Origin of the sequence: Proteus mirabilis HI4320, assembly GCF_000069965.1 — a bacterium.
GTDB lineage: Bacteria > Pseudomonadota > Gammaproteobacteria > Enterobacterales > Enterobacteriaceae > Proteus > Proteus mirabilis.
The window spans coordinates 2,767,101-2,782,908 of the sequence record NC_010554.1; the positions used below are offsets into that span (position 1 = coordinate 2,767,101).

15 protein-coding genes are annotated in these 15,808 nt (G+C 37.5%); 1 reads left to right on the top strand and 14 read right to left on the bottom strand.

What is annotated here, in order from left to right; genetic code table 11:
- Window positions 1–4: 4 nt before the first annotated feature.
- The 7 genes from hyfE to efp all read right to left on the bottom strand — a co-directional run bounded on the left by hyfE (window position 5) and on the right by efp (window position 7,891).
- Window positions 5–655: a hydrogenase 4 membrane subunit gene (gene hyfE / locus PMI_RS12480; RefSeq protein WP_004245691.1), complete on the bottom strand. Its 651-nt coding sequence runs from the start codon at window positions 653–655 to the stop codon at window positions 5–7.
- A gap of 11 nt (window positions 656–666) precedes the next feature.
- A complete protein-coding gene (locus PMI_RS12485; protein WP_012368420.1) occupies window positions 667–2,115 on the bottom strand; it encodes a hydrogenase 4 subunit D in 1,449 nt (482 codons plus the stop codon).
- Window positions 2,116–2,121: 6 nt separating this feature from the next.
- The gene (locus tag PMI_RS12490; RefSeq protein ID WP_012368421.1) at window positions 2,122–3,072 is read right to left on the bottom strand and encodes a respiratory chain complex I subunit 1 family protein; all 951 of its coding nucleotides are present in this window, start codon (window positions 3,070–3,072) and stop codon (window positions 2,122–2,124) included.
- Window positions 3,073–3,084: 12 nt separating this feature from the next.
- A complete protein-coding gene (gene hyfB, locus PMI_RS12495) occupies window positions 3,085–5,100 on the bottom strand; it encodes a hydrogenase 4 subunit B (protein WP_004250169.1) in 2,016 nt (671 codons plus the stop codon).
- 1 nt (window position 5,101) lies between these two features.
- Window positions 5,102–5,722, bottom strand: a complete 621-nt coding sequence (locus tag PMI_RS12500) for a 4Fe-4S dicluster domain-containing protein (protein WP_004245695.1) — start codon at window positions 5,720–5,722, stop codon at window positions 5,102–5,104.
- A gap of 237 nt (window positions 5,723–5,959) precedes the next feature.
- The gene (locus PMI_RS12505) at window positions 5,960–6,436 is read right to left on the bottom strand and encodes an RpiB/LacA/LacB family sugar-phosphate isomerase (RefSeq protein ID WP_004249279.1); all 477 of its coding nucleotides are present in this window, start codon (window positions 6,434–6,436) and stop codon (window positions 5,960–5,962) included.
- 888 nt (window positions 6,437–7,324) lie between these two features.
- The gene (gene efp, locus PMI_RS12510; RefSeq protein ID WP_004245698.1) at window positions 7,325–7,891 is read right to left on the bottom strand and encodes an elongation factor P; all 567 of its coding nucleotides are present in this window, start codon (window positions 7,889–7,891) and stop codon (window positions 7,325–7,327) included.
- A 43-nt stretch (window positions 7,892–7,934) separates the two neighbouring features.
- Between efp and epmB the strand changes: the two genes are divergently transcribed.
- Entirely contained in the window at window positions 7,935–8,963 is a 1,029-nt protein-coding gene (gene epmB / locus PMI_RS12515) for an EF-P beta-lysylation protein EpmB (protein WP_004249278.1), read from the top strand.
- Window positions 8,964–9,103: 140 nt separating this feature from the next.
- Here the strand turns inward: epmB and PMI_RS19670 are convergent, their stop codons facing one another.
- From PMI_RS19670 to PMI_RS12550, 7 genes are all read right to left on the bottom strand, one after another.
- On the bottom strand, window positions 9,104–9,724 hold the full coding sequence (locus PMI_RS19670) for a hypothetical protein (protein WP_012368422.1): 621 nt from the start codon (window positions 9,722–9,724) through the stop codon (window positions 9,104–9,106).
- Between the two features lie 93 nt (window positions 9,725–9,817).
- A complete protein-coding gene (locus tag PMI_RS12525; protein WP_004245704.1) occupies window positions 9,818–12,361 on the bottom strand; it encodes a fimbria/pilus outer membrane usher protein in 2,544 nt (847 codons plus the stop codon).
- A gap of 43 nt (window positions 12,362–12,404) precedes the next feature.
- The gene (locus tag PMI_RS12530; protein WP_004249275.1) at window positions 12,405–13,220 is read right to left on the bottom strand and encodes a fimbrial biogenesis chaperone; all 816 of its coding nucleotides are present in this window, start codon (window positions 13,218–13,220) and stop codon (window positions 12,405–12,407) included.
- A 4-nt stretch (window positions 13,221–13,224) separates the two neighbouring features.
- A complete protein-coding gene (locus PMI_RS12535) occupies window positions 13,225–13,941 on the bottom strand; it encodes a fimbrial biogenesis chaperone (RefSeq protein WP_012368423.1) in 717 nt (238 codons plus the stop codon).
- Window positions 13,942–13,948: 7 nt separating this feature from the next.
- Window positions 13,949–14,506, bottom strand: coding sequence for a fimbrial protein (locus tag PMI_RS12540; protein ID WP_004245710.1), 558 nt, complete (start codon window positions 14,504–14,506; stop codon window positions 13,949–13,951).
- A 2-nt stretch (window positions 14,507–14,508) separates the two neighbouring features.
- Window positions 14,509–15,084, bottom strand: a complete 576-nt coding sequence (locus PMI_RS12545; protein WP_004245711.1) for a fimbrial protein — start codon at window positions 15,082–15,084, stop codon at window positions 14,509–14,511.
- Window positions 15,062–15,760: a fimbrial biogenesis chaperone gene (locus PMI_RS12550; protein ID WP_004249271.1), complete on the bottom strand. Its 699-nt coding sequence runs from the start codon at window positions 15,758–15,760 to the stop codon at window positions 15,062–15,064. The genes PMI_RS12545 and PMI_RS12550 overlap by 23 nt, the downstream gene beginning before the upstream one ends.
- Between the last annotated feature and the right edge of the window lie 48 nt (window positions 15,761–15,808).

The following is a 15,808-nucleotide window of genomic DNA, read 5'->3' on the forward strand; positions in this document are numbered from 1 at the left end:
CTCCTCACCCCTTCAGCGCGGTCAGTTGATCCACGTTCAGTGTGTTGAGCGTGCGGTAAATCTTACGCGCCAATACTGCCATGACAATCACAGCAAAAATGGCATCCGTTGCTATACCAATTTCTACCAACTCTGGTGCCCTCCACGCTAATAAAGCGAGTGTTAAGTGAGAGCCGTTTTCCATTAAGCAGTAACCAAATGCTTGTTTTAGAATATTTCGTTGAGTCACAATACACAGTAGACCTAGCATAAAATGGCCTAAAGAGACCGCTAATGCAGGTTTCAATTCCGCCACCATAGGTATTTGAATTGGCTCAACCACAAACCAACATAAAATCACAATCACGGCGGCTAATAACATCAATAATGCTGGTTTAATGACACTGATATTGGCGCTCGGATCGGATAATTTGCGGAAGGCAAATCCTAAGATAAGTGGAACGAGTAGAACTTTGGTAAAGAAGGCGGTTATCGCCCAAAGTGTCAGTTGATGTGCATCTAGCGTATTTGCTAAAGTGACAAAAATCATCACCAAAACAAAGGATTGCAGAGCATAAAACCAACAGGAAGCAATAGGCTTTCTTGCGCCTATCACCAGTAGCGAGGTGATCATCATTAACCCCGCTAAATTATTAACAATAAGTGCTCCAGTCATGATTTATCCCCTTATCCTAGCCAAGTCACAGCAATAACACTGGATGCGAAAGACATAATAATCAGTATTCCAATCACAATTTGCATTGCCATAGGAACCGGTTGTCCTTGCGCAACTTCTTTACTTGGTTCTCCTGGCACCACACGGCCAAACCAGTAGATAAACCAAGTGAAACTTGCAACAGATTCAATCAGTACCAGAACCATAATAGGTGTCATTACCCAGAACACACTCGATAATTCAAAGCCTGCTGCAAAGATAGGGAATTTACTAAAGAAACCATTGAGTGGTGGTACACCTGCAATCGCTAACGCAGCAACACAAAAGCCCACACCCAGCAATGGATATTTATTAATTAACCCTTTTAAGCGCGGTAACATACGAGTACCACAGCTATAACTCAGAGCACCTGCGACTAAGAAGAACAAACTTTTAGCAAAAGCGTGGTTAAAGATATAAGCCACACCACCATTAAAGGCTTCACGAGGTCCAAAGATTGAGATAGATAACGCGAGGAAGATATAAGAAAGCTGTGTAATGGTTGACCATGCTAACAGACGTTTCATATCTTTTTGTGGCAGATACATCATAAAGCCATAAATCAGAGTGATAACCGCCATGGCGATCCCCACCCAACCAATGATATGAGGGACATCACCGGCTGAAATAATGGCACGAGCAAAGATATACACACCCACTTTAACCATTGACGCAGCGTGTAAGTAAGCACTTACAGGTGTTGGTGCTTCCATTGCATCAGGTAACCAAGCTTGTAAAGGAAGCTGTGCTGATTTACCCCAAGCAGCAAACAGAATACCGCCAAAGACAATCAGTTTTGTTGGCTCATCTAATGTTGCTATCGCAGTTAGTTCAAACGAACCCGTACTTACAAACAAGGTTGCAGCTGCAAGATACAGACCGATTGACGCAACATGAGTAATTAACAATGCCTTCATTGCCGAACGCAATGACTTCTCTGATTGGTAATAACCAATTAATGCCCAAGAACAACCACCGGTAATTTCAAAAAACAGCAGTTGCCCTAAAATGGTAGATGACAGTACTAAACCTGCCATAGCACCAATAAAGATCAACAGGAAAGCATAATAACGACGAGTCCCATCATGAGGATGCTCACGGTTACCGTTAGTGAGATAACCCGTTGAATAAAAACTGACGAGTAATCCTAAGAACACAACGGCAAAAGCAATTAAGGTACTGACGCGATCAATGGTAAAACCAAATAGCGCAACATCACCATATTGTACTAGCGTAATTGTGGTATCGACTTTACCTTCAGCGAGGAACTGCCAACCTAAAACAACAGTACCTAATGTGGCTAATAAAGCGAACAGTGTACATAACCACTTCGCCATCCGATTTGGCAGTATGGACGTAATTAACGCCCCTGCAAATGGGATGAGTAAGGTCGCAAGAGCTATATTTTCCATTGCAATCATCGCTCCTTATAGACCAGTTAAATAGAAAACAAAAGCCAGTGCCGCAACACCGAACCCTAACCATGTCACATGCTGAGTCAGTAAGAAGCGACCACGCGCTAAACTGTTTTCAACTAATGACGCTAATACAAACACGACCAGCAATTTCACGGCCATTAACACTAAGGCGACAAGAAGCGCGACAAAAGTAAATTCAGTCGCTTTGCCAAAAGGAATAAATACGGCAAGGAACAGCTCAGCAATCACCACTTGTTTTAAACCAATACCCAGTTTAACCATGGCAAAACCAGAGCCGGAGTACTCGGTTAGTGGTCCTTCTTGTAATTCTTGCTCTGCTTCCGCGACGTCAAAAGGCATTTTGCCCATTTCAATAAATGCCGCAAAAGCACAAGCCAATAAGGCTAAAAGTGTAGCTGTGGGTGATACCCAACCTTGGGCGAGTGTCGCACTGATAGTGCCGACATTGGTTGAACCCACAATCAATGCCACCACAATCAACGAAAGCACTAAAATAGGCTCAACTAATACACCCAATGTCAGTTCACGGCTGGCCCCAATACCCGCAAATGGACTACCTGAATCCAAACCCGATAAAGAGAAAAAGAAACGAAATAGCGCAAACAGATAAATTAATGCAATTAAGTCAGCTGCACCGCCAAACAAAGAGGTTGCCGTAAAGACAGGCAATGCCATTGCCACTAATAACATACTGCCTAATAACACATAAGGCATCACTTGGAAGATCACGCCGGATTGCTCAGGGGCTACGGATTGACGTTTAAGTAATTTAAAAATATCTCGGTAATCCTGCCAAATACCAGGACCTTGACGCGAATGCATCTTGGCACGAATTTGGCGAGAAATACCTGTACATAATGGGGTTATCGCCAGCAGAAAGAGTGCTTGAATAACCGCGAATATTCCCATCATAAACGAAGGTGTTTCTTGGAAAGTCATCATTCCCTCTCCTTACGCTGCGATAACTAAAAGCAAGATGACCAGCGCTGCCACCACGTACAGACAATAGAGTCTGAAATCGCCGCCTTGTAGGCATTGGATACGTTTAGCAAAACGTTGGATACCACGAACCAATGGATAAATAATGCTTTCATCCCAGAATGGTTCGACCTTTTCAGCACCGCGCTGTGTTTTATTAAAGCCACGTGAAAGCCAAGGTGATGGATCAAGCTGTTTACGCATACGATAAAGTGGTGCAAACATACTACGTAGTGCTTGAGTAAAGCCCCCAGCGGACACCGCCATGTCTTTTTCCCAGACATAACCACAAGCCCATGGATTACCTTTACGGCGAAATGCAGGTTGACCACCTTTTAAGCCGAGATAAATTAAGAATGGAATTAGTGGTAAGGCGATTAATAAAATAAATGTTAAGGCAGGAGAGAACATCGCTTGTGATGCACTATCAGGGACTAATATCGCACCTTGAGTCACTGTTAATGCACTGGTTTCGCTAAGTGACATTGCAATATTGGCAATAATTGGCGCAACAAAAGCCGCACCCACACCTAATACAACACAGAAAAGTGCTAATAACCCCATAGCAATGGTCATTGGCAACGGTACTTCTTTAGCTTTAGTCGCTTGCTCACTACGTGGGCCACCGCAAAAACTGACGCCATAAACTTTGACGAAACACATGGCCGCTAATGCCCCGGTAATTGCCAACATAATAATGGCAATAGGACCACTTAAGCGCATGACAAAGTTACCATCGTAACTCATCGTAAATAGTGATTGATAAGTATACCACTCACTCACAAAACCATTTAATGGCGGTAATGCTGAAATTGCCATACAACCAATTAAGAATGCCGTTGCAGTGTAAGGCATTAGTTTGGCTAATCCACCCATCTTATCCATATCACGAGTGTGAATTTGATTAATAATGGCTCCGGCACCTAAGAACAATAATCCTTTAAATACCGCGTGATTTAATAAGTGGTATAACGCACCAAGCAGACCGAGAGCGGCAATCACTGGATGATCGGTTGCCATACCTACCATGCCAACTCCCACGCCCATCAAGATGATGCCGATATTTTCAACGGTGTGCCATGCAAGGAGACGTTTTAAATCGTGCTCTGCTAATGCGTACATAACCCCTAATACAGAAGAGACAGCACCGAATGCGAGAACGACAATTCCCCACCACATTTGTGAAGCACCTAATAAATCAATGCCTACTTTGATGATGCCAAAAATACCAATTTTCACCATCACCCCAGACATTAATGCTGAAGCGTGAGAGGGTGCTGCGGGGTGCGCTTTTGGCAACCAACTGTGTAATGGCAACATACCGGCTTTGGCACCAAATCCGAAGAAGCCCAGTAAGAACACCACAGAAGCCATTGCAGGGGAAAGAGAAAGTTGACGGAATGAATCAAAATCAAGGCTACCGCTTTCACGCCACATTAAGAAGAAGGCTATCATGATTAGCACAGAGCCTGCGTGAGCGATAAAGAAGTAGAGTAAACCGGCGTGGATAGATTCGTCATCTTGGTCAGCGATGACTAAGAACCAAGATGCTAACGACATCATTTCAAATAGGATAATAAAGTAAAACGCATTATCCATAACAATCAGTCCTACCATGGAAGCAATAAAGAGATTCATAAAAAATCCCATACTCCATGCGCCGCGACCTTTGTATTCTTGAACATAAGAGAGTGAATACAACGCACAAACAGTGACGAGTAAAGAAATGACAAACACCATAAAGGCGCCAAGCATATCCATACGCACCACAAAAGCGGCGAAATCAAATGGCCCAGCCATAGCAAAACTGATTGTTTCACCATTTAAAATAACTGGTAATGCGCTTAAAACACCTAATACACCACCGATGATTGCGCTGATCCCCGATATTAGGATTGCCAATCCTTCCTGTTTCTTTAAAAACAGTGCAATAACGCCACCAACAACATACAGGATGATTGACCACATCAGTAACTGAAGAGGTTCCATATTACTTGCGCTCCTGTGTCAACGTAGATAGATCATCAAGACTTGTCATAGGTTCCATCACAGAGTCTAAACGACGCGCTTTCATCTGCTCTTCAAGGCTATCTTCTTCAACTAGATGTAAGGCATCTGTCGGACAGACTTTTACGCAAGCAGGCCCCTCATCTGAGAAAGCACACAAGTCACATTTCACTGCTATTGCGCGAATACCCGCATTCCATGCAAGGAATGGATTGGTAGTAGGAAGACTTGCGGGCACATCTGCCAGCATCTCTTCAGGCACAAAATGGTCAAACACAGCCGGTAAGTTAACGGGTTTACTGCCTGATGGTGTAATCGCACCAAAAGGACATACCAAACCGCATAACTTACAGCCAATACACAAGCTCTCATTAAGAAAGATCATATTATCTTCATGAGTAATGGCATTGACTGGGCACACACTAGCACAAGGAGCATCCTCACAATGCCGACAAAGCATCGGGGCGGTCTGATCCTCCACTTTTACCACTGTAAGACGCGGATGCGCCTGTAATCCCACAGCTTGGTGTACTTCCGAACAAGCTGCCATACAGGTATTACACCCTATGCATCGTTGTGGCTCTGCAATAACAAAGCGATTCATTCGCCACATCCTCCGAGAAAAACGTTTAACAGCTCACGGCTGTCGTTAATTTTTCTCTAGATGAAGCATATTTCATGCCAAGAGCAGTAATATTTTATTTTTGTTAAAAATCAATGCATTATAAATAAAAATTAATTTACTTGATGACGTGTCGACAATTATGACGTTGACACTTAAGTGGTGGGAAAGAGTGATATGATTGAAAAAGCCTGCAAAAGCAGGCTTACAAAAAAGGGATTAGTCAGTATAAATGCGCTTTTCAACTTCTTTCATGGTCTGTAAGCCACATTGTAAATCATCTGGGGTCGCTTCAGAAAACCCTTGTGTAAAGGTTGCAGATAAATAAGCATCTACCATCATATTGGCTTTAAAGGGAGTAATCAGTAAACCCCCCATGGCTAGCATATTGCAATTATTAATCACTTTACAAAAACGCGCAGTGGTAACACTCTCACAAACCCCGCAATAAACATTTTTATGTTTATTAGCACTAATACTTACTCCCATCCCTGTGCCACAAAAAACAAAACCAATATATTCAGGATGTTCTGAAATAATAGCGCCAACTTTATCACCAACATCACAATAACCAATAGGTCCTGATTCGGTAATATCTTTTATTGTGTAATTTTTTGCTTGTAGATGAGATTTGACGGCATTTTTAAGTTCATAACCTGAAGGATCTGCCCCCATAACAATTATTTTCTGTTCCATATCGCCTCCTAAATAAATTGAGAGTCATGGTCAAAGAAAAGATATCTGATTGATAACCATTAAAACCAAATAAAAACATCTCACTCAATGAGTTGTTACTTATTAAAGTATAGACGATAAATATTTTATTTATATTCAAAAATTTTAAATTTCTCTGTAATCAATTTAGAGAACTTTAAATAACCATCATAATCATAAGGTTTTATTTTTGATGAAAATCAAAAAAAAATTAATGACAATAAAATTGTGTTTATAGGATAGGAAAAAATTTTTTTTAAAATAACATACTAATCTGATTATGAATTTACACTTAAGAGAATTTACGTATAGAAAAAGGACCAAAAAGCATCAATCTAGTATAAAAAGTGCTAATTATCAGATAAATAAGAACGAAACGTAAGAAAAGAAAAAATAAAAGAGATATTTTAGATATAGTATTATATTGGAAATAGTTTCCCTAGTACAAAAAATAAAAATAAAAATAAATATCAATAATATTACAGGATTACAGTTTTTATCTATATTCTTCAATATCTCTAAAAGGAAAGGTCAAAATAAATTAAATAAATATTGCTGTGGATTATCTTTACCAAAATAATCAACAACTACATTGTAAAAAAATGGCTATTTTTTACCAATTCCAATCTGGCATTGCTCATGCTGTTTTGGCATAAATAAAGAATGAAATAATATATTGATTTTATATTATATCACTTATCTATATAACGATTTTATAAAACACCGTATTAAAGTAAATTAATCAATTTTTTTAAAGATAATTTGTTATATTTATCAAATTTTTTGCGTATAAAATAAAAATACCACAATCAAGAGAGCATATGTGGTATTTTATATTGGTATAAACGTTCGGGAAAATAATCGCGATGATTATTTTACGCGTGATACATATTCACCAGAACGCGTATCCACTTTAATCACTTCACCGATTTGTACGAACAGAGGTACTTTAACCACAGCGCCAGTGCTTAATGTTGCTGGTTTACCGCCTGTACCCGCAGTATCCCCTTTCAGACCTGGATCGGTATCAACGATTTCTAACTCAACAAAGTTTGGTGGAACAACAGCAATAGGACGATTATCCCACAGTGTAACGATACACTCTGCTTGGTCAATCAACCATTTAGCATTTTCGCCAACCGCTTTTTCGTCTGCAGCTAATTGTTCAAAGGTTTCGTTGTTCATGAAATGCCAGAACTCACCATCGTTGTACAGGTAAGTTAAGTTGATATCCATGACATCTGCACCCTCAGCAGAATCAGTAGATTTGAAGGTTTTTTCCAGTAATTTGTTAGAAATCAGTTTACGCAGACGCACACGAGCAAATGCCTGACCTTTACCTGGTTTCACAAATTCACATTCAGTAATGACGGCTGGCTCGCCATCTAACATGATTTTAAGACCTGAACGAAAATCGTTGGTATTATAAGAAGCCATGAATATCCTCTAACTTTTTTAATTTAAAATGGCATAGCCAAAAATGGCACACATTGTAACTCATAATCACACCACCAGAGAAGTCTGGTTAACACAACTCGCGCAGGCAATCAGTGATCCTGTTGAATTACTCCAACTTTTAGCGCTGGAACATCACGCTGAACTACAACGGGGTGCTCAGGCGAGACGACTTTTTCCTTTACGGGTTCCCCGTGAATTCGTTGCGCGCATGAAAAAAGGCGATCCTAACGATCCATTACTTTTACAAGTATTAACTGCACATGCTGAATTTACCCTAACGCCGGGATTCTCTACGGATCCATTAGATGAGCAACAAAATGCGGTGCCGGGTTTATTACATAAATATCAGAATCGTGCATTGCTTTTGGTCAAAGGTGGTTGCGCTGTCAATTGCCGTTACTGTTTCCGACGCCATTTTCCTTACGAAGATAACAAGGGAAACAAAGCTAACTGGCAAAAGGCAATAGAGTATATCAAAAATAACCCAAAACTCGATGAAATCATCTTTTCGGGTGGCGATCCGCTGATGGCCAAAGATGACGAGCTAGATTGGTTAATTACTCAGCTAGAAGCCATCCCCCACATTAAACGTTTACGTATTCACTCTCGTTTACCTGTGGTGATCCCTGCGCGTATTACTCATAGGTTATGTCAGCGCTTACAGCAGTCACGTTTACAAAATATTATGGTATTGCATATCAATCATGCAAATGAAATTGATGATGCGTTAAGAGAAGCTTGCTTAAAACTAAAAAATGCCCATGTTACGCTATTAAACCAAGGGGTATTACTGCGAGGGGTTAACGACAATGCCCAAACCCTTGCTGATTTAAGTCGTGCACTATTTGACGCAGGCATCATGCCTTATTACCTTCATGTGCTAGATAAAGTACAGGGAGCGGCTCATTTTATGGTACCAGACAGTGAAGCGCGCGAAATAATGAAATCATTAATGAGTCTTGTCTCTGGCTATATGGTTCCTAAACTCACGCGTGAAATTGGAGGAGAGCCAAGCAAAACCTTGCTTGATTTAGGCTTACGACAAGTATAGTGGATAGGAACTTATAAAATAACATTGAATACCGTTATTTGGCCTAGACAATAGGCCTATCCGGTAAAAATAGTAGTACCTCATAAAAAGCAAATAAGAATGATCGCGTTCTTATTTGCCCAATATTACGTTAATGCATATTACTCGACTAAAATCGCTACATCGACACTGCCCGAGTATCTATCTGCGGGAATATTACTATTTGCACAAAGATTAAAATATAACGTTTGATTAAAAACTTTGGGCATAGCATTAACTAATTTATTACTACCGACATAACTTAACGCATCACTGGAATTAGGTTCACAAATAGTATTTTGTTGTTGGCTAGTTAGCGAAGTCACCACATAACCGCTTTCCTGCGCTTTAGTGCCGGTTAATTCCATTCCCGTATTACTGCCTTTGACTAAGGTATTAAACGGTCTTAATGTGATATGTACATTCCCAGCATAGGGACAATCAACATTTATACTGGCAATATTCTCATCGAGTTTAGTCGGTGTAGCAAAATTTTGTGCTATTTGACTACGGTAATTAATCGATGTTGCTGTTTGTGGCGTCACATCGCAGGCTTTTAATGTATGGACTGTTATCTTTGTACTAGAATCTGAAAAATAAGGCCTAGCATCAATTGAAAATCCAGAACTAATAGCTACATTAAATTGCAAAGAATGATCTCTGGCTAGACTATAATTTCCCGGCTCTAACGCACCAATAGCGTAAACTGAATATCCACTGATAGTGCCAATAGAAAGTAACAATACATTTTTTTATTTGCGGGAACGTCATTACTCTTTGCCTTTACATAACAGCATTGCTGGTTATCACCTTGTTTAACTTAATAATTATAAAAATTATTGACAATTAACGGTCACCATTCTTATTGGGTTTTGTTGTGATACTTCAATCTTTTCAAGCTCTGAATAACTAAATTGACATGAATGTTTGCCCGTATTGTTATTCCAAGTCACCACGACATTCCCATCATTGGGTAACCCACTCATATAAAGAGATTGATAGGCATCAATAATACCGGTATTTACCTGTTTATCTTTTTCATCTGTCAAAGAAGCCATTGCACCAAAAGGTATCGCTATATTTTCCGCTGTTTTTATATCAAAAATAACCTGATAACCCACTTTAGTTTGAAATTGTCTTGCTAAAATAGCCCCTTCGGTTGGATAGACTTTCATTGACGTTTCATTAAGTGTCACATCATCAGGTAATGTGCTGACATTTACGCTAATACTGTTTGTATCATAAGGACTTAATTGAGGGACAATGGCATTACCAAATGTATCTATTTTCACATTTCCATTGATTTCTGCGCCCTTTGCTTTATCTGCGCTCACTATGGCAATACTGTCACCTAACATCCTTGATAATGTCACTCCTTTTGAGTGCAGAACAACACCACCAATAAGGCTACCATTAAAGCTATTTCTATTTTTCCCATAGCTATAACCCCCAGAAAGCGTTCCTTTACTTCCTGAATAACTCATATTCATATTGCCACTATAACTATCTGCCTTGTTATCTGTATTCTGGTAGATACCATAAGAGAGTTGATTATCAAATGCAGAGCCATTTAAACCGGCTTGTTGCGAAGTTCTTCCATCATTGCTATGTGTCAGAAGATAGCTTGCATTCATATTTTGCAAGCCACTTGCATTTGAGAACACACTCAGTGGCATATTCATATTAAAATTAATTTGTCTATTTTCTGGCCATGTATTGTCATCACTTTTTAGGCGAGAAATAGAATAATCTATATTAAATGCAATACCTTTCAGAACAGTGTTATAGCCTAATGTGACACTATTATTAACACGGCTATTCCCCCAATAACGGCTGGTTTCACCACGAAGATACATGGAACCGTATTTTCCTAATGATTGTGAAATTGAAGTTTGAAAACTAGATTTCTGACGTTGGCTTAACCAAGGTGCAATACCTTCTCGCAATTCATAACCTGAGTTATTGTAATCACTAAAGTCATAGTAATCTTTAGTTGAATAACGTAATGCGGTTAAATCAAACGAAGTCCCTGTAGATAATAAACTCTTAGAATAACGAACCCGATATGATTGACCGTGATAAGTTTTATCCAAATTAGCTCTGGCGAGAGTGACGTCCGCAGATAAGGCACCTAATAACCCAAGAGAAACACCCGAACCGATAACACCAGAGGTATAACCATTGGCAATTAATAAACCACCGTATGCAGTGATTGAGTTATTGATACCATAACTAAACGTTCCTAAAGCAAATTTACTTTTTTTGGAATCTGTCGTGATACCACCATCATATTGCCCCGCACTAAACTCATACTCAAATTGCCCTTCACGCAACATGATAGGCAGCGATGAATAGGCTTGTGTATATACACGTTTAGAGCCATCTTCTTCTTCAATGGTTATTTCAAGGTCCCCACCAATACCGCCGGCGGAAATATCATTAATAATAAAATTCCCAGGAGCAACAAAAGATTTATAGATAATTTGACCATTTTGACGAATGGTAACGGTTGCATTGCTGTTGGCAAAACCTCTTACCACAGGAGCATATCCACGCATACTACTTGGTAACATTTGTTGGTTAGTGGCTAAAGAAATCCCCTTTATCGGAATACTTGAAAAAATATTCCCTCCAGTGGTAATTTCACCAATTTTCAGCATTGATTTTAAATAAGCGATATTTCGCATTACATAGGTATTACTAAATTCAGAATCACTTGAAGAACGCTGATCTGAACCACTCGAATTATTATAAGAATAATTTGTTCTTAAACGCCAAGGGCCTATATTTACACCACCATTAAGATTCAAGAAAAAGTTGTTATTATGGCTTGAATAATCACCTGTCGTTCTATTTTTAATAAAGTTAGCCATATAATTAAGGATAACAGCACTCACGCCATCATCTAATAATTCTGCGGGAATTTCACCTTGAAAGCTCTTATCCATATTAACTTGGGGAAAAGATGCATTTAATGTTAATTTATTAATATTAAAGGTTAGCCTTGAATTAGGAATATACGCTTCTATATTATCAATTTCTGTATCTTCGGGTAGATCACTTAGCTTACTTATCGCTGAAACATTAACCCCAAATAGCTTCAAATCTTTGATTGTAACAACTGGGACAACTTTACCTTCTTTGTTTGCTTTAAATAAAATTGTCTTTTCACCTAATGGCTCAGTATTAACAAAAACGCTTAAACTATAGTCTCCTGGTGCAATGTAGTCTTCTTTGCTGAAATTACTTAAATCAATATTGTCGTTATTATTTAGTAAAAGATTCGGATCAAAGTAATTATCAGACAATGCGATTTTCGGCATTGCCACAGATAAAACACAAAGATTGATACAAAGAATTTTATGCAACATAGGTTTCATAAACCACCCCAAAGACCACCCATAAATAAGAATTATTGTTAAGTTAATATTCTTTATCTTTTATTATAAAGAAATTTTCATCATTGAATCTCCAACTCAGCTTTCCTTGAACATTTTTAGGTGCTTCAACTGATACTGTAGAGAATGGTTTTACCGTTATTGCTCTACCATCATTTTTTATTTCAACCTCGCCCACTTTTAAATATTCAAAAGTCATATAAAGTGGTGATTTATTATTTATAACTATGTTCTCATTTACCTTTTCAACAATAACATCATCAATAACATCTTTATTTTCCAATGCCATTATTGACTCAGGTCTATAAATTAATTTGAAGAAGAAAGTAGGTGTTATCGTTAGTGACACAGATTTCTTTTCCTCAATTTTACTATCCTTAAGAGGAACTGCTCTAAATGCAATCCAAAATAAGCTTTCTCTGTCTTTTGGTAACGCCATATCATTAGAACCTTCACTAATACGACGAATATTCCAGCTATATTCACTAGAGGGTTCTAAACGATACAAAGGTGGTAAAATCATAAAAGGTGTTCTTTCACGATCTTTATTCACTATAGGTACATTTTTATCATCATCATTAAATAAAATAGAGCTATTAATTAAATAAGCACTATTGTTATTATTTTTTAAAGAGATAGAGATACCTTTTATATCACTTTCCAGATAGATATATCTTTTTACTACAAAAGAAAAACCATTTTTCCCGAAATCTGTTAGATCCACAGTATCGTTTTCTATTTTTTCAACTGCTTTCGATGTGACTGAATAAGATAGAAAAAATAGGCAGAATATGACTATCTGGATAATATTTTTTTTTCTACCTCTTAAAAAAGATAACATTTAGTCACTCCACAATTATTTTATTTTCAAATGTATTTGATAATCCACCAAAATCATCAATATATTGCCAACTAACCTGTTTAATTGATTTATCTATAGCTAAATTGAGTGACGAAAATGGCGCAACCATAGGTGCATTTGCTGATTGATAACTTTTGCCATCGAATTTTAAATTTGATACCGTAAAATAATAAGGTGTTGGGTTATTGACTTGCACATTATTACCTACTTTTTTAAAGGTTATCTTCTTAGCATGACTATCTAGTGATGTTATGGCTAATTCATTTGGTCGATAAAATCCTTTTATGATAATTTTTGTTACCATATTAATTTTTAGTGATAAATCACCACTATTATTTTGTTGCCCTCTTTTTGTTTCAGGTATCAAATATGCAGTGAAAAAAAAGAGTGATTCCCGATCACTTGGCAATGTATCTAAAGAGCGTGGTAAAATTTTTATAGAAACCGATGACTGAGGCTCTAATCGTTTTAACGGTGGCAATACAATAAAATGTTCATCTTTTTTGCCATCTAAATCAGCCGTTATCATATTTTGAGATAAATAAAGATTATCTGTATCATTATTTATTTGTACACTTTGACTTTTATCTCCCTCAGAAAATATAATGCGACTTTGTGACAAAGATAGCCCTGCATAACTATATGATGCAGAAAAAATAAAACAGCTAAAAAGTAATGAAATCGTTTTTAATATATTCATATTTTAATCAATCAGAAAAAAAGCTAAGCACTACTGTTGCCGTAAAAGGGCCAACCTCTGGAGTACATCCCTCTTTTTGACAACGCAACTTTGCTGTTAATGATTTAGTCGAGCTTTCTGAGGTTATATTATCCCACACAACAGAATCATCAGAAGGTTTAAAAACAGAGCTATTATTTACTTTATATGTTTTACTACCACTGTCGTCTGTAAGTTGAACACCAAATGACCCAGAAACATTGTTATTAAAAAAATCTCGAGTTCCGGTTAAAGTAACACCTTGAGATATATAAACGCTCGTTCCACTTAAAGAACTTGTTGAGCAATTAGTTAACGAGATAGGGATCTGTTGACTAATTTTATTATTTTTTATGTCATTAGCACTAACAGAACTAGCCCCTTCACCACTAGTGAAAGTAATATTATCTGGAACAACAATTTCACACGTTTTAGCGAGAAAAACGACTGAAAAATTATATTTCACTGATTGCGCTGCAACTGAAGCCCAACTCGTCAATAATAAACAAAGACTAACTATTAATATTGACACTTTTTTTGTCTGCATAATTAATCCTGAATATATTCAAATAAAATAGTCGCCGTTGAATCACCAGGTGTCATTTTATTATTGTTACGTCTAACAAAATCGACGATGTAGTTAATACTTATCGCTGAATTAGAGTGAGAAGAAAAAGATAACTTTTTATTGTTTTCTAGAATTTGGCAACTCGCATTTTCACCTTCAAGACAGCCTTTTACTAAAAAACCGGTTTGGGTCGTATCGCCTTTTCCATAAAAAACCTGATCTGAATATTCAGTATTCGCGCCTGTTTTTACATTAATCGTGATTTTTTTCTCACTATCAGGTTCATACTCTTTACAATCGATAAGATAAGTAAATTGCTTAGTGCCGAGACTCCCTTTAATAGGCGCCTTTATTGGTGTGTCTTCTGCATCACCAATAGTAAAAAACTGTTCAAATGAGACATGTTTACTCAGCTCATTACTATCGCTAAATTCACAAGTGCCACGTGTTACATTAGCAGAAAAGTTGAGAGTACCATTATTTGCGGATTGACAGTTTACTGCATACACCATCATCGCTAACAATACTGTTCTTTTAAAGTTTTTTATTGTAGACACTTTCTCCGCCTAAATCGTTGATAATATGAATATTAACAGCACCTGTTTTATTACTTACCACATAGTTTTTAGAAGAAAATGGTTCTATCATATTATTAATTTTATTTAATTTTATCGTTTCATTTTTAACGGTAATCTTAAAAAGATTAATATAATAAGGCGTAGGGTTCTCAATACTGATCCCATTAGGCGTTGCTTTTACAACTAATTTATCACCGGCTTCTTTTGGGTTTATCGCTAAATTAATAGGGCGATAAAATACCTTGATAATATTTTCCATCGCTATTTTTATCCCATCTTCATTTTTATTTGTTGATGGAATATTTCGCGAGTGGAAGTAATAAAGTGATTCTCTATCTTTAGGAAGATTTGTTGGTATTATTTGAATTTTTATTGTATTTTCACTTTCCGGAGCTAACCTGAAAATGTTTGGAGTAATAACAAACATACCACTCAAAGGTGGTGATGAGGTATCCAGTTTTTCGGTTATAAAGTTAGAGACTAAATAAGGTTGTGCATTATTATTTCTAGCGCTAATAGAGGCTGTATTAGTATCCCCATTAATAATAATACGAGTCTGGCTTAAACCGACACCGGCTTGAACCTGAAATGATAAAAATAATACTCCTAAAACACACAACGAAATATATTGAAAAAAGCGTATTTTGTTTACCATCTGCCTATCACCTTATTGCACTGCAACTTTACTATTGGTAGTAAAACA

Coding starts and splice junctions, on each gene's coding strand:
- hyfE (WP_004245691.1), bottom strand. CDS start 655: ATGACTGGAGCACTTATTGTTAATAATTTAGCGGGGTTAATGATGATC.
- PMI_RS12485 (WP_012368420.1), bottom strand. CDS start 2,115: ATGATTGCAATGGAAAATATAGCTCTTGCGACCTTACTCATCCCATTT.
- PMI_RS12490 (WP_012368421.1), bottom strand. CDS start 3,072: ATGACTTTCCAAGAAACACCTTCGTTTATGATGGGAATATTCGCGGTT.
- hyfB (WP_004250169.1), bottom strand. CDS start 5,100: ATGGAACCTCTTCAGTTACTGATGTGGTCAATCATCCTGTATGTTGTT.
- PMI_RS12500 (WP_004245695.1), bottom strand. CDS start 5,722: ATGAATCGCTTTGTTATTGCAGAGCCACAACGATGCATAGGGTGTAAT.
- PMI_RS12505 (WP_004249279.1), bottom strand. CDS start 6,436: ATGGAACAGAAAATAATTGTTATGGGGGCAGATCCTTCAGGTTATGAA.
- efp (WP_004245698.1), bottom strand. CDS start 7,891: ATGGCTTCTTATAATACCAACGATTTTCGTTCAGGTCTTAAAATCATG.
- epmB (WP_004249278.1), top strand. CDS start 7,935: ATGGCACACATTGTAACTCATAATCACACCACCAGAGAAGTCTGGTTA.
- PMI_RS12525 (WP_004245704.1), bottom strand. CDS start 12,361: ATGAAACCTATGTTGCATAAAATTCTTTGTATCAATCTTTGTGTTTTA.
- PMI_RS12530 (WP_004249275.1), bottom strand. CDS start 13,220: ATGTTATCTTTTTTAAGAGGTAGAAAAAAAAATATTATCCAGATAGTC.
- PMI_RS12535 (WP_012368423.1), bottom strand. CDS start 13,941: ATGAATATATTAAAAACGATTTCATTACTTTTTAGCTGTTTTATTTTT.
- PMI_RS12540 (WP_004245710.1), bottom strand. CDS start 14,506: ATGCAGACAAAAAAAGTGTCAATATTAATAGTTAGTCTTTGTTTATTA.
- PMI_RS12550 (WP_004249271.1), bottom strand. CDS start 15,760: ATGGTAAACAAAATACGCTTTTTTCAATATATTTCGTTGTGTGTTTTA.